General features: G+C 68.1%; 9 protein-coding genes. 4 read left to right on the top strand and 5 right to left on the bottom strand.

The window, feature by feature from the left end; genetic code table 11:
• The first annotated feature begins 5 nt into the window (after positions 1 to 5).
• Positions 6 to 2,972 carry an AfsR/SARP family transcriptional regulator gene (locus ACFOSH_RS14045; RefSeq protein WP_378239282.1) on the top strand — a complete coding sequence of 989 codons (2,967 nt, stop codon included), beginning with the start codon at positions 6 to 8 and terminating at the stop codon, positions 2,970 to 2,972.
• Positions 2,973 to 3,144: 172 nt separating this feature from the next.
• Here ACFOSH_RS14045 and ACFOSH_RS14040 read toward each other — a convergent pair whose 3' ends face one another.
• Positions 3,145 to 4,263 (bottom strand): erythromycin esterase family protein, encoded by a 1,119-nt coding sequence (locus ACFOSH_RS14040; RefSeq protein ID WP_378239281.1) that lies wholly within the window; start codon positions 4,261 to 4,263, stop codon positions 3,145 to 3,147.
• 598 nt (positions 4,264 to 4,861) lie between these two features.
• On the opposite strand from ACFOSH_RS14040, the gene ACFOSH_RS14035 reads away from it, so the two are divergent.
• The 3 genes from ACFOSH_RS14035 (at position 4,862) to ACFOSH_RS14025 (ending at position 7,727) form a co-directional block, all read left to right on the top strand.
• Positions 4,862 to 5,719 (top strand): helix-turn-helix domain-containing protein, encoded by an 858-nt coding sequence (locus tag ACFOSH_RS14035; protein ID WP_378239280.1) that lies wholly within the window; start codon positions 4,862 to 4,864, stop codon positions 5,717 to 5,719.
• Between the two features lie 70 nt (positions 5,720 to 5,789).
• Positions 5,790 to 7,298 (top strand): CYTH and CHAD domain-containing protein, encoded by a 1,509-nt coding sequence (locus ACFOSH_RS14030; RefSeq protein WP_449224182.1) that lies wholly within the window; start codon positions 5,790 to 5,792, stop codon positions 7,296 to 7,298.
• A gap of 75 nt (positions 7,299 to 7,373) precedes the next feature.
• Positions 7,374 to 7,727: an STAS domain-containing protein gene (locus ACFOSH_RS14025; RefSeq protein WP_378239278.1), complete on the top strand. Its 354-nt coding sequence runs from the start codon at positions 7,374 to 7,376 to the stop codon at positions 7,725 to 7,727.
• Positions 7,728 to 7,731: 4 nt separating this feature from the next.
• Here ACFOSH_RS14025 and ACFOSH_RS14020 read toward each other — a convergent pair whose 3' ends face one another.
• The 4 genes from ACFOSH_RS14020 to ACFOSH_RS14005 all read right to left on the bottom strand — a co-directional run bounded on the left by ACFOSH_RS14020 (position 7,732) and on the right by ACFOSH_RS14005 (position 13,741).
• On the bottom strand, positions 7,732 to 9,171 hold the full coding sequence (locus tag ACFOSH_RS14020; RefSeq protein WP_378239277.1) for a DNA polymerase ligase N-terminal domain-containing protein: 1,440 nt from the start codon (positions 9,169 to 9,171) through the stop codon (positions 7,732 to 7,734).
• Positions 9,172 to 9,298: 127 nt separating this feature from the next.
• Positions 9,299 to 11,323 carry an ABC transporter ATP-binding protein gene (locus ACFOSH_RS14015; protein ID WP_378239276.1) on the bottom strand — a complete coding sequence of 675 codons (2,025 nt, stop codon included), beginning with the start codon at positions 11,321 to 11,323 and terminating at the stop codon, positions 9,299 to 9,301.
• Entirely contained in the window at positions 11,323 to 13,056 is a 1,734-nt protein-coding gene (locus ACFOSH_RS14010) for an ABC transporter ATP-binding protein (RefSeq protein ID WP_378239275.1), read from the bottom strand. The genes ACFOSH_RS14015 and ACFOSH_RS14010 overlap by 1 nt, the downstream gene beginning before the upstream one ends.
• A 31-nt stretch (positions 13,057 to 13,087) precedes the next feature.
• Positions 13,088 to 13,741 carry a TetR/AcrR family transcriptional regulator gene (locus tag ACFOSH_RS14005; RefSeq protein WP_378239274.1) on the bottom strand — a complete coding sequence of 218 codons (654 nt, stop codon included), beginning with the start codon at positions 13,739 to 13,741 and terminating at the stop codon, positions 13,088 to 13,090.
• Between the last annotated feature and the right edge of the window lie 267 nt (positions 13,742 to 14,008).

The following is a 14,008-nucleotide window of genomic DNA, read 5'->3' as shown; positions in this document are numbered from 1 at the left end:
GGCCCGTGGAGTTCAAGGTGCTCGGCCCGCTCGGGGCCTCGGTCCCGCTCCCGTCGGCGGCGCAGCCCCGCCGGGTGCTCGCGGTGCTCCTCGCCAGGCCGAACGAGTTCGTCCACCGGGACACCCTCGTGGACGAACTCTGGCCGCAGGACCCGCCGTCGAGTGCCGCCGCGGTCGTGCAGATGGCCGTTTCCAAGCTGCGCAAGGCGTTGTCGCCCGGGCTGCCGGTGGACGACGTCCGGCAGCGGCTGCGGTCCGGCGGCGGCGGGTACCGGCTGACGGTGTCGGAAGGGGAACTGGACGCCACCGGTTTCTCCGGACTGACCGCCGCGGCCGCGACGGCGACCAGCGTCGAGCGCAGGGCGTTGCTCGAACGGGCGCTCGGGTTGTGGCGCGGCAAGGCGTTCGCCGATGTCCCGGCCGGTCCGCTGGTGGAGGCGCACCGGCTGTGGCTCGAAGAACAGCGGTGTTCGGTACTGGGCAGGCTGGTGGAACTCGAACTGGCGGCCGGTGATCACAAGGCCGTCGCCGATCGGCTGGCACCTGAGCTCGTCACCCGGCCGGGTGACGAGCGCTTCGCCGGGTGGTACGCCGAGGCGTTGCACGGGCTGGGGCGGCGGGACGCCGCGCTGGCCGTCCTCGGCAGATGCCGCCAAGCGCTGTGGGAGCACGCCGGTGTCTCGCCGGGCGAAGACCTGCTCGCGGTCCACCGCCGGATCGCCGGCACCGGCTGGTCGGTGGGTGGCCCGCCGTGCGGTCTTCCCCCGGCGACGCCGGATTTCGCCGGCCGGGCCGGGGAACTCGCGGAAGTCGGCCGCGCGCTGCGAACTCCGGCGCCGGTCGTGCTGCACGGCGCGGCGGGCGCGGGGAAGAGCGCGCTGGCCGTCCAGGCCGCTTGGCGGATGCGCAAGCGGTTCCCGGACGGTCAGCTCGTCGCCGACCTGCGGGAGAGCGGTGACGTGCTCGCCGGGTTCCTCCGCACACTCGGCCTCGCGGAAGCGGAACTCCCCGCCGACCGCGCCGGGCTGATCTCGTTGTGGCAGAGCCACACCGCGGACCGGCGGCTCCTGGTGATCCTCGAGAACGCCCGATCCGAGGCCGAGGTGCGGCCGTTGCTGCCGAGCGGCCCCGGCTGCGGGACGATCGTCACGACGCGGCGACGGCTGGCCGGACTCGTCGGGGCCAGGCCGGTCGAGGTCGGCGCGCTGTCCTCCGGGGAATCGCGGGTCCTGCTCGGTGCGATCGCGGGGGAGCACCGGCTGTCCGCCGAACCCGACGCCGTCCGCCGGGTGCTGGCCTGCTGCGACGGGCTCGCGCTGGCGGTGCGGGTGGCGGGGATGAAGCTGCTGCAGCGGCCGAGACTGAGTGTCGCCGAGTTCGCGGCGCGCCTGGAGAACGAGCGCCTGCGCCTAGACGAACTCGCCGCCGGTGACCTGGCCGTCCGCCCCGTGCTCGCCGAAGTCGTCACAGCGCTTTCGCTGCGGCAGCGGAACTCCTTGCGGTTGCTCACCTTCCCCGGCTCGACCGAGATCGCCGACTGGTTCGCGACGGCCTTGCTGGGCTGTTCGTCCCGCGAGGCGGCCGAGCTGCTCGACGAACTCGTGGACGATCACCTGCTCCACACCGAGCCGGATCAGGCCGGTTTCCTGCGGTACCGGCTGCCCGGCCTGGTCCGGCTCGCGCTCCGGGAACCGCCGGACCCCGGCGCTCTCAGGCGCGCGCTGACGGTCATGGCGGGGTTGGCCGAGCACGCCGTCGCCGCGCTCGGCGCCGAGTACCCGCCAACTCGCCGTTCGGACGTCCCCGCGGCGGCCTCGGACCGCGTCGCGGCCGATCCGAGTGGCTGGCGTGCCGCCGAGACCGCGAACCTCGCGCTCGCCGTCCGGACCGCGAAGAGCTACGGCTGGACTCAGCTGACCGCGCGACTGGCCGACGCCTACAGCGACCTCGTCGGCCCCCGGAACGGCGGCTCGCCTGCCTGGCTCGGGTTCGGCATCGTGCGCGATCGCCTCGACCTCCCCGCGGAGGGGGAGAAGCTGCTGAAGCTCGGCGATTCGCACGCTGACGCGGGGGATCTGGCGCGGGCGAGGACGTGTTTCTCGCTCGCCGAGGCCCGATTCCGCACCTCGGGCGACCAGCGGGGCACCGGGTCCGCGCTCGTCGCACTCGCCGACGTCGACGCGGACTCCGGCAGGACCCACTCGGCGGTCGACGCGCTGAGGGAGGCGCTGGACCTGTTGCGGGACAGCGGTGACCTCACCGGGCAGGCGATGGCGTCGGCCCAGTTCGGCTCGCTCTGGGACGATCTCGGCGACTTCCGGCGGGCGAAGGAATGCTTCGACGCAAGTCTCCTGCTCTCGCTCCACTGCGAGGACGGGCAGCAGCACGACAGGTCCGCCAAGCGGTACGCCGATGTCCTGCGGCGGCACGGCCGCCTGGACGAGGCCGGTGAGCTGCTGACGAGCGCGTTGACCGGCACCCGGACCTCGCGTGAACGCCACTGGGAGGCGCACGTCCTCCGCAGTCTCGGCGACCTCCACGCGAAAACCGGCGACTCGGGGGAGAGCGAACGCTGTCTTTCGCGCTCGCTGGAACTGTTCGAACACGTCGGACACCGGCACGCCGTCGCGTACACGCATCGGAGCTTCGGTGAATCCCTGCGCCTCGCGGGCGAGCACGTCCGGGCCGGGGAACACCTGACGCTCGCGATGAGCACGTTCCGCGAGCTCGGCGACCGCCGGGGCGGCGGATATGCCCTGCTCAGCTTCGGGCGTCTACGGGCGGCCGAAGGCATCGCGACCGAAGCCGCCGAAGGTCTCCGCACCGCTGCGGGACTGTTCCGGGAACTGGGATTCCCGATGTGGGAACTGCGCGCCCTCCAGGACCTCTCCGCCGTCGACAGTGGCGGACGCCAGCGCGACCGGGCTCGTGAAGCCTTGACGAAGATCCGCTTCGGAGTGACTCCGGCATAGCCCGGCGAGGCGCCACCGGCCGGTGCGTTTGGCGAAGTTATGGCGACGGCGTGTTGAGTCGCTCAAGTGAGCGGACTTCGCGCCGCCCCGAAATCGCGGAACTGGGGGTGGCGGCGCGTACTCGTGGCCGGGTGACGCCTTCCGAGGGCAGGAGGCGTCACCCGGTTCGACGTTAGCCGCGGACGTGCAGAAGCGCGTCCGCCTCGCCGAGGATCCCTTGGCCGAGCGGGAAGTAGCCCTGTCGCGGAACGGGGTCGGTCCGGACGCGGGCGGGCGGGACGTCCGAAGCGGGGAGCAGGCCCCAGTCCGTGGTGACGTGCTTCTGCAGGAACCCCTCGTAGGTGTCGGGCTCGGGCTCTTCGAGCGCTATGGCCTCGCTTCGGCCGAGGCTGGTCGCGACGAAGGTGTAGCGATCACCGAGCAGCGGAGCCACCAGCGCGCCGGCCGGGAACCAGGTGGTCTCCGTCCCGGCCACGTGCATCGTGCTCGCCTGGCGGCGCAGATGGAGATTGTGGGCGAAGACCAGCGTCCTGCCCCGATCGGCTTCGGCGGCGCGGATGTCCAGCAGATTCCGCGCCATGATCGCGTCCCTGATCGCGACAAGCGGTAGATACCGCTCGCTCGGCTCGAGCGGTTCGGCGCATTGCCGGTGGTAGCGCAGCAGATCGATCCCCGCCATCAGGTGGATCTCCGCGCGCGACCAGGCATCCGTGCCCGGTTCCGGCTTCCTTGAGCGGAGCGCGGCGAGCAGGTCTGCCGCGATCGCGCGCAGCCGGTAGGCCTCGGCCGTGGCACCGATCGACGAAGCCGCGTCCATGACGGCTTCGGTGCGGCTCCAGCGCTCGTCGTCACCGGCCGTGCTCGCGATGTCCACGTCGAGCCCCAGGAATTCGCGGGCGTACTCGAGATAGCGCCGAGGGCTGGGCGCGGAGGTGTTTTCGGTCTGGGTGTCGAAGCCGTGGAACGAAAGCCGTTCCGCGGGAGGGCGATCGTCGTTGAACTCGCGCAGCCACGCGATCAGCTGCCGGTTGGCGTCCACGGTGCCGAAGACGTGCGTGAAGCCTTCGCTCATCGCGAGGTCGAGGCTCCCGGTCCCGTCCTGGACGTAGTCGTTCGCGACGAGCGCGGCCACGCGATCGGTTTCGAGGGCGATCGAGCGGAAGCCGCGGTCGACCAGCTGGGCGAACAATGTGTTGCGGACCTCCGCGAAGACCGGGGTCGCGTGCGTCGGCTCGCCCAGGGCGAGCAGGTCGCAGGAGGGGGTGACGAAGTCTCGGATGTCTTGACTCATGAGGTTCAAGCATATCGTTGATGTCTCGATTGAGACTTTCGTTCCGGTTGTGCAGGTGGGGTGCGGTGGAGTTTAAAACTGGTGGTGAGGTGTGGGTCGGGGTGGTCGTGAGTGGCAAGTGTCGTTCTAACGCGACTTACCACTCACGACCACCCCGACCCACCACGGTGCGGCACCCTGGTCCTCCACGCGCGGCGCTGTGACAGCTGGGGCGTCTAGGGCGGTCCTGACGGTAGTGAAGGCCTCCTTCCCTACCGTCAGGGTAGGCAAGGAGGCCTTCACGGACCGGACTCACGACCGCTGCGCTACCGTCGCTCGTCATGGCGTCCAGTCGAGCGCCATCGACGCTCCGGCGGAACGTCACTTGTCTGCCTGAGAGCCTCGCGAAGCTCGCGGCCCCGCAACAAATCCACTTTCGAATAACTCGACCCCATTCCATTCTTCCGCTATAAAGCTTAAAGAACCTTTCGCGCGCGAAGGTGCTTCGCTCGCGAAGCAGGCCTTCGCGGAAATGCGGGACCGCAAGTTATCAGCAGTTGAGGTGAATTACCGCGTGGCAATCACCGCGCGGCCGGAGTTCCGCTCTACTTTGTCCCGCATGGTTGAGAAGGATTCGACGGCGCGGACCCGGGAACTGGGCCACCGCATGAAGGCGTTCCGGCAGCGCAGGCACTTCAGCGGAGCCGACGTCAGCCGCCGTAACGGCTGGTTGCAGAGCAAGGTCACGAGGTGGGAGCAAGGGCTGCGCGAGCTGTCCGTGGTGGACGCGGCGCTGTACCTCGCGACCTGCGGCGAAGTGGAGCCCGAGCGTGACCTGCTGCTGGAACTGACGCAGGCGGGCAGCGACCTGTACTGGGTGCGGCCGTACTTCGACGAACTCGTCGATCCGATGAAATCCCTGTCCATCCAAGAGGATCTCGCGCACACCGTGGTGCGCTACGAGTCGTTGACGCTCCCCGGGCTGCTGCAGACCGAACCGTACGCACGCACCGCCTACGAACTGATCGGCAACCGGGATCAGGCTCAGCTGGACCAGGTCGTGAACGCCCGGATGGACAGGCAGCAGCTGCTGCGACGGGACCGCCCGCCGCAGTGCCGGTTCTACGTCCACGAGCGCGCGCTCCGCTCGGTCGTCGGCGGTCCCCGGATCATGCACGAACAACTGCTCCACCTCGTCCTGTCCGCGAACCTGCCCTATTGCTCGATCCGTATCGTCCCCGAAAGCAACGAAGTGAGCAGGACAATCGAAAATTCGTTCACCATCATGGAATTCGTGGAACATCCGGCGGTGGTGTACACGGATTCCTATGCGGCCGGGGTGTTCATCGACGATCGGGTGGCGGTCGAGGCGTATTACTCGCTTGTCTCACGACTGGAAAGCGATATCCTGACCGAGGAGAGATCGCGCCAAATGCTCGCCGAGTGGGCGGACCGGTACGACCGGATGGACGAGTGATCCGATCGGGGTTTCCCGCGGCCTCTTCCTGGGGTAACCGTTCCGGGTAGCCGAGGAGAAGGAGAACGTGGTGACGAAGACGCAAGGCGGGGCCCCGGTCGTCGAGGCGGAGATCGAGCGGAAGTACGACCTGGCGGCGGACAAGCCCATCCCGCCGCTGGTCCCGGCCGGTCCCGTGACGAACCAGGCCGAACCGAGGGTCGACGTCCTCGACGCCACGTACTTCGACACCGCCGACTTCCGGCTCGCGCAGGCGGGTATCACGCTGCGGCGGAGGCTCGGCGGAAGCGACGAGGGCTGGCATCTCAAACTCCCGGTCAGCGCGGACAAACGCGAGGAACTCCGGCTCCCGCTGTCGGGCAAGCCGGACAAGGTGCCCGGGGTGCTGGCGAAGCTGGTCCGAGCGCACACCCTCGGCGCCAAACTCGTCCAGGCCGCGCACCTGCGCACCGAGCGCACGTCGTATGCCCTGCTCGACGCGAAGGGTCGCGAGGTCGCGACCCTGACCGACGACGTCGTCACCGGCGAGGCGGGCGGGGAGAAGGCGCACCTCGACCGCTGGCGGGAGATCGAGATCGAACTCTCGCCCGGCACCGATCCCGAGGTGCTCGACAGTCTGGACCAGGCTGTCGTGAAGGCGGGCGCGGAGCGGTCGAGGTGGCCATCGAAGCTCCGGCGGCTGACCGACGAGCTCGTCCCGTCGGCAGGGGGAGCGTCCGGCTCGGTACTGGCGGACTACTTCGCCGCGCAGCTGGACGTGCTGCGCCGCAACGACATCGGGGTCCGCCGGGACGCCGAAGACGCGGTGCACCAGATGCGGGTCGCGAGCAGGCGCCTGCGGAGCGGCTTGAAAACCTTCCGTCGCTCCCTTGACGCCGACGTCGCGAACGGGCTCGCCGCCGAACTCCGCTGGCTCGGTGGTGAACTCGGGCCGGCGAGGGACAACGAGGTGATGGCCGCGCGGCTGCACGCCGAGGTCAAGGCGCTTCCGGCCGAATTGGTGCTGGGCAACGTCGAGCAGCTGATGACGAGGCACTTCGCGCGCGAGGGCGAAGAGTCCAAGGCGCGGGCCCTCCGGGCACTCGACAGCAAGCGGTACACGGACCTGTTGCGAGCACTGGAAAAGATCGTCCGCAGGCCGCGGAAGATCAAGGACGGCAAGGAGGAACTGCGCAAGGCGGTCGCGCGTTCGGATCGGAAGCTGCGTGCTGCCGTCGCCGCGGCGAGCGGGCTGAAGCCCGGTGCCGAGCGGGACGCCGCGTTGCACGAGGTGCGCAAGAAGGCCAAGCGTGCCCGGTACGCCGCGGACACGGTCCGGCCGGTGACGGGCAAGAAGCTTCGAAAATGGCGAAAGAATGTCAAGGCGGTGCAAACCACGCTCGGCACGCACCACGACGTCGTGGTCACCCGGGAGGTCTTGCGGCTTCTCGGTCTCCGCGCCTACGCCGAGACCGAAAACGCTTTCACCTACGGCCTTCTGCACGGTCGATCCGTCGCCGCGGCCGAGGCCGCGCACCGGCGCTTCGCCGGAGAATGGCAAGAGCTGAGTAAAGGTTCTCGACCGAAATGGCTCAAATGAGGTAGCCCGGGTTGACCTCCCGCCCGTCGTGAGTACCGTCGTGGGGACTTGGTGGTCTGGAGAGAGGCGCCCCCAATGTTGCCTGGCCAGCGCGTACCCGGCGAATCGCCGCCCCTGGCCGTGACCACCAGCCGCCGTGATGACGGCGTCCTCATCCTCACTGCTGTGGGGGAGATCGACGCGGCCACGATCGGACGGTTCCGCACCGAGCTCACCGGTGCGTGTGGCACGGGAAATCGGGTGATCCTGGACCTTTCCGGCGTTGGTTTCCTCAGTTGCGCCGGATTGCACGCCCTCGAGGAGGCCAACGCCGCGACGCCCCGGTTCTCGGTGATCGTGAAAACCGCGCTGGTGTCACGGATTCTGGACATCAGCGGGGTCGGCGCCGTCCTCGACGTCCGGCGGGACGTAGAGGACGTGCGACTCTAGGAGGCTAACCGTCGAGTTCGACCTCGTCCGCGGCGACGTCCGGCAGCAAACCACGCCAGCGCGGATTGCGCAGGCAGCCCGCGTCGGTCCAGCCGCCGAAGACGACCTCGCCGACGATGGTCGGCCGTGACCAGTGCGCGTCCCGTGCCTGTTTGTCCGGGACGGAGCTGAACGGGGATGTCTTGCGCTCCAAGCGGAACAACCGCTGGGACAGCTCCTCGAGCTCGTCGGCGGCGAAACCGACGCCGACGTTTCCGATGTACCGCAAGCCGTCTTCGTGCGGGACACCGAGCAGCAGCGAACTGAACGTGCCCGCCCGGCTGCCCCCGCCCGGCCGCCAGCCGCCCAGTACGACTTGCTGGACCCTGGTTCCGGTGATCGAAAGCCATTCCCCGGTACGTTTTCCCGGGTGGTAAGCGGAGTTCGCCCGTTTGGCGACGATACCGGCGAGCCCGTGTTCGCGCGCCGCCCTGGCGACCGCGCCGCCGTCGCCGAGGTAGAACCGGGGGACCTGCCAATGCGGTCCGGCGAGGCCGAGCCCGTCGAGGAGTTCCCGACGTTCGACGTAAGGCGACTCTGCGCAAGAACGGCCGTCCAGGTGCAGGAGGTCGTTCACCAGGTAGAACGCCGGATAGCGCGCGGTGAGCCGTTTCGCGGAGTTCTTCGTCGCCCGTGCGCGGTGCCCGAGCCCTTCCGGACTCGGCTTCCCGCCGTCGAAGACGACGATTTCCCCGTCGAGAAAGGCTTCGGCGGCACCGAGCTGCTCGCCCAGCCCGCGGAATTCGGGGTACAGCCCGGTGACGTCGTCGCCCGAATCGTCGTAGGCGGTGATCCTGCCCCCGGAGACACGGATCAAGGTGCGGCGCCCTGACCAGTCGAATTCGTAGGCCCACTCCGCGTCTTCGCCGGTCGAGGGGAGACGCCCCGGTTTGGTCAGCATCGGGGCGAGGAACGGGGGGAGTTCCGCGCGGCCCGGTTCCGCCGGGTCGAGCCGTTTGAGCAGCCAGCCTCGATCGTTCCCGTCCTTCTTCACATTGAGGAACAGGTATTTCCCGCGTGCTCGTTTCCCGTGGAAGACGACTTCGACCTTGTGGTTGTTGAAATGCAGCGTTTCGTACCGGCCGGCGTCCCAGATCGTCATGGTGCCGCCGCCGTATTCGCCGGCCGGTATTTCGCCTTCGAAGGTGAGGTATTCCATCGGGTGGTCTTCGGTGTGCACGGCGAGGCGTTCGAGGTCCGGCGACATCGGCAGGCCCTTCGGCACCGCCCAGGAGACCAGCACGCCGTCCCGTTCGAGTCGGACGTCCCAGTGCAGGCTGCTCGCATGGTGTTCCTGGATGACGAAGAGGTCGTCGGCCCCGGTCTCCCCATCGCGATCCGGAAGGGGTTCGGGAGTCCGCCCCGGTCTGCGCTTACGGCGATATTCGCCGAGTCTCTCCGCCATGGTCGGCCAGCGCACCCCTCTCCGGATCCGGTCACGCAAGCCTAGCGCCGTTCACGGTCCGTACGGGTGATTGAAAGCCCCTTTTCCCACGGTAAGGCGGGAAAAGGGGCTTTCGGTCCGACATGGCTCAGTCGGTTTCGGCCAGTGCCTCCGCGAACTGCGCGGCGTAGAGCCGCGAGTACGCCCCTCCGGTGAGCAGCAGCGTTTCGTGATCGCCCTGCTCGACGATCGAGCCGTCCTCCATCACGAGGATGACGTCCGCGTCCCGGATGGTGGAGAGCCGGTGCGCGATGACGAAACTCGTCCTCCCTTCGCGCAGCGAATTCATCGCCCGCTGGATCAGCACCTCGGTCCGGGTGTCGACCGAACTGGTCGCCTCGTCGAGGATGAGGATCGCGGGCTTCGCCAGGAACGCCCTCGCGACGGTGATCAGCTGTTTCTCGCCTGCGCTGACCGTGCCGCCCTCGTCGTCGATCACCGTGTCGTAGCCGTCGGGCAGGGTGCGGACGAACCGGTCGACGTGGGTCGCCTTGGCCGCCGCGAGGACCTCCTCGTGCGTGGCGCCCTCGGAACCGTAGGCGATGTTCTCCGCGATCGTGCCGCCGAACAGCCACGCGTCCTGCAGCACCATTCCGGTCTTGGCCCGCAGGTCCTCGCGGTCCATCTCGGCGATGTCGACGCCGTCGAGGGTGATCCGGCCACCGTCGAGTTCGTAGAACCGCATGAGCAGGTTGACCAGCGTGGTCTTCCCCGCGCCGGTCGGACCGACGATGGCCACGGTGTGCCCCGGTTCGACGGTGAGCGACAGGTCTTCGATGAGCGGTGTGTCCGCGGCGTACCGGAAGGACACGTGCTCGAACTCGACCTGGCCGCGCACCTTCTCCACCCGCGCGGGTTCGGCGGGCTCGGGCTCCTGCTCGTCCGCGTCGAGCAGCGCGAAGACCCGCTCCGCGGACGCGATCCCGGACTGCAGCAGGTTCGCCATGCTGGCGATCTGCGTGACCGGCTGGCTGAACTGCCGCGAGTACTGGATGAACGCCTGGACGTCGCCGAGCGACAGCGTCCCGGACGCCACCCGCAGCGCGCCGATCACGGCCACCAGCACGTAGCTCAGGTTGCCGATGAACATCATCGCGGGCTGGATGGTGCCCGAGATGAACTGCGCCTTGAAGCTCGCGCCGTAGAGCGTGTCGTTGTGCTCGCGGAAGACCTCTTCGGCCTCCTCCCGGCGGCCGAACACCTTGACCAGCGAGTGCCCGGTGTACATCTCCTCGATATGCGCGTTGAGCCGCCCGGTGGTGGACCACTGCTTGATGAACTGCGGCTGCGCCTTCTTGCCGATCTTGGCCGCGACGAACACCGAAGCCGGCACCGAAAGCAGCGCGACCAGCGCGAGTACCGGCGAGATGACGAACATCATCACGAGCACACCGATGACCATCAGCAGCGAGGACACGATCTGCGCGAGGGTCTGCTGCAGGGACAGCGCGAGGTTGTCGATGTCGTTGGTCGCCCGGCTCAGCACCTCGCCGCGCGGCTGGCGGTCGAAGTAGCTCAGCGGGAGCTTGGCGAACTTCGCCTCGATCTGTTCCCGCAGTTCGAACACCGCCCGCTGGACCAGGTTCGTGGTCAGCCGCGACTGCAGGAGCGCGAAGAACGACGCCACGATGTAGAGCAGCAGCACCCACATCAGGACCTGGCCGACGGCGTCGATGTCGATCCGCTGGCCCGGTACGAAGTCGATCCCCGAGTACAGGTCGGCGAGCGTGGTGTTGCCTTCCGCCCGCAGCCCGGCGATGACCGCTTCCTTGCTCACCCCCGGGGGCATGTCCTTCGCGACGACACCCGCGAAGATGAGGTCCGTCGCCATGCCGAGGATCTTCGGGCCGACGACGCTCAGCGTGACGCTGGCGACGCCGAAGAGCAGGATGCCGTACAGCAGGGCGCGCTGCGGTTTCAGCAGGCCCAGCAACCGTTTGAACGACCCTTTGAAGTCGAGCGCTTTTTCGGCGGGCTGTCCGCCTGCGAAGGCGCCGGGGCCGCGGCCGAAACCGCCTCCGCCGGGACCAGGCCCGCGTGCCGCGCTCGCGCGCTCACCCATCGGTTTGGCCGGGGCGGTCGAAGTGTCCGCCGTGGATTCGGGCGCGCTCATCAGGCGGCCTCCTGCTCGGTCAGCTGGGACAGCACGATTTCCCGGTAGGTTTCGTTGCCGTTCATGAGTTCGGTGTGCGTTCCGTTGCCGACGACGCGGCCTTCGTCGAGCACGATGATGCGGTCGGCGTGGCGGATCGTGCTGACCCGCTGCGCGACGATGACCACGGTCGCCTCGGCGGTCTCGGCCACCAGCGCCCGCCGCAGCGCGGCGTCGGTCGCGTAGTCGAGCGCGGAGAAGGAGTCGTCGAAGAGGTAGATCTCGGGGCGCCGCACCAGCATCCGCGCGATCGCGAGCCGCTGCCGCTGCCCGCCCGAGACGTTGGTCCCGCCCTGGGAGATGGGGGAGTCCAGCCCGTCGGGCATCCGCTCGACGAAGTCCTTGCCCTGTGCCACCTCCAGCGCGTGCCACAGTTCCTCGTCGGTGGCGTCTGCCTTGCCGTAGCGAAGGTTGCTCGCCACCGTCCCGGCGAACAGGTACGGCTTCTGCGGCACCAGCCCGACGGCGTCGGACAGCACTGTCGGATGCAGTTCCCGGACGTCGACGTCGTCGACGCGCACCGAGCCGTCGGTGGCGTCCATCAACCGGGGGATCAGGTTCAGCAGCGTGGTCTTCCCGCTGCCCGTACTGCCGATGACGGCGGTCGTCTCACCGGGCATGGCCAGCAGTGAGATCTCCTGTAGCACCGGCTTTTCCGCACCGGGATAGCGGAATTCCACATCGGACAGTTCGAGCCGTCCGTGCACTTCACCGGGACTGACGGGGTTCGAGGGGAGGACGACGCTGGTGTGCGTGTCGAGCACCTCGGTGATGCGCTCGGCGCTGACCTCGGCGCGCGGCACCATCATGAACATGAAGGTGGCCATCATGACCGCCATCAGGATCTGCATCAGATAGGACAGGAAGGCGGTGAGCGCGCCGATCTGCATGCTGCCGTCGTCGATGCGCAGCCCGCCGAACCACAGCACGGCCACGCTGGAGGCGTTCATCACGAGCATGACGATGGGGAACATCAGCGCCATGAGCCTGCCGACGATCAGCGAGACGTCCAGCAGTTCGGTGTTGGCCTTGGTGAACCGCCGCCGCTCGTGGGTGTCCTTGACGAACGCCCGGATCACGCGGATGCCCATGATCTGCTCGCGCAGGATCTGGTTGATCTTGTCGATCCGCTCCTGCATCAGCCGGAACGCCGGCCGCATCTTCGCGATGATGATCCCGACCGAGACGCCGAGGATCGGCACCACGACCACGAGCAGCCACGAGAGCGTGACGTCCTGGTTCAGGGCCATGATGATGCCGCCGAAACACATGATCGGCGCGGACACCATCAGGGTGAACGCCATCAACGTCAGCATCTGCACCTGCTGGACGTCGTTGGTGGTGCGGGTGATCAGCGACGGCGTGCCGAACTGGCCGACTTCGCGGGCCGAGAAGTCCTGCACCCGGTGGAAGATCGCGCCGCGGACGTCGCGGCCGACCGCCATCGCGGTGCGGGCGCCGAAGTAGACGGCGCCGATCGAGCAGGCGATCTGCACCAGCGAAACCAGCAGCATGACGCCGCCGACACCGAGGATGTAGTCCATGTCGCCCTTGACCACGCCGTGATCGATGATGTCGGCGTTCAGCGTGGGCAGGTAGAGCCCGGCGAGGGTCTGGACGAACTGCAGCAGGACGATCAGCCACAGGTCTCGCCGGTAGGGGCGCAGGTGAATGCGCAACAGCTTCGTCAGCACAACGGTTTCTCCCCCAGTGGTGGGTAGGGTGTTACTGCTTCTTCGGTTTTCTCACCTGTTCGGGTCCGGACCCGGTGAGCGAGGGGATGCCCGCGGAGGCTTCGTGCAGGAGCACCGCGAGTGTCTCCAGAAAGGGCCCGGCGCCCTCGTGGATCAGCCAGCTGAAGAACGCGGTCTTCACCGCGGACTCCACGATCGCCGCCATCAGCCGCGCGTTCAACGCGTTTTCCACGCCCGCGCCCGCACGTTCCAGAATCGCGTCGGCCAGCACCTGCTCGACCTTGGCGTGCGCCTTGAGGAACTCGCCCTGCATCGACGGGTGCAGGAGCAGTGACCGTGCCAGCGTCACGGAGTCGCGATTCGGTTCCCCCAAGCTGCTGTAGGCCTCCAGCGTCGCGGCGCTGACCGCCTTCCACAGCTTCTCTTCGGCGGGCCGTTCACGGAGCGCCTCCCGCAGGAGTTCCTGCCGTTCGACGATGAACGAGCAGATCGCCTCCTCCTTGCTGGAGAAGTAGTTGTTGAACGTGCGCGGGGAGACTCCGACGGCGTTGGAGATGTCTTCGACGCGGACCTGTTCGACGCCCTTCTCGACGGCGAGTCTGAGCGCTGCCTCGCTCATGGCGCGACGGGCCGCGCGTTTCTTGCGTTCGCGCAGTCCGAGAGGTGCGGTCGGGTCGAGGGTCACCCCGACAGAGTAAGCAAAAGTTGCGGGGCGCGCAAATTTCTGCGCAGTCCGCACTTTTCGGACATCCCCCGTGTCGCAGGACACTCAAGATGAGCCGAATGGCCTAGTGGGCACCGCTCACCAGCCGTAACGCTTTCGAGACCGCGTCACTGCCAGCGGTTGGCCGGAAACCGACTGTGGACACGGATAGTGACTTCTGCTTGCATGACCGTCGTTGTGCTGGGGAGTGCGACATCGGTCCGGGTACGCGAAAGAGAAAGAAGTGGA

The sequence above is a fragment of the Amycolatopsis speibonae genome (genome assembly GCF_042647925.1).
GTDB classification, from domain to species: domain Bacteria; phylum Actinomycetota; class Actinomycetes; order Mycobacteriales; family Pseudonocardiaceae; genus Amycolatopsis; species Amycolatopsis speibonae.
Note: the sequence above shows the minus strand (reverse complement) of the source record. Positions and strands in the feature narration are given on the sequence as shown.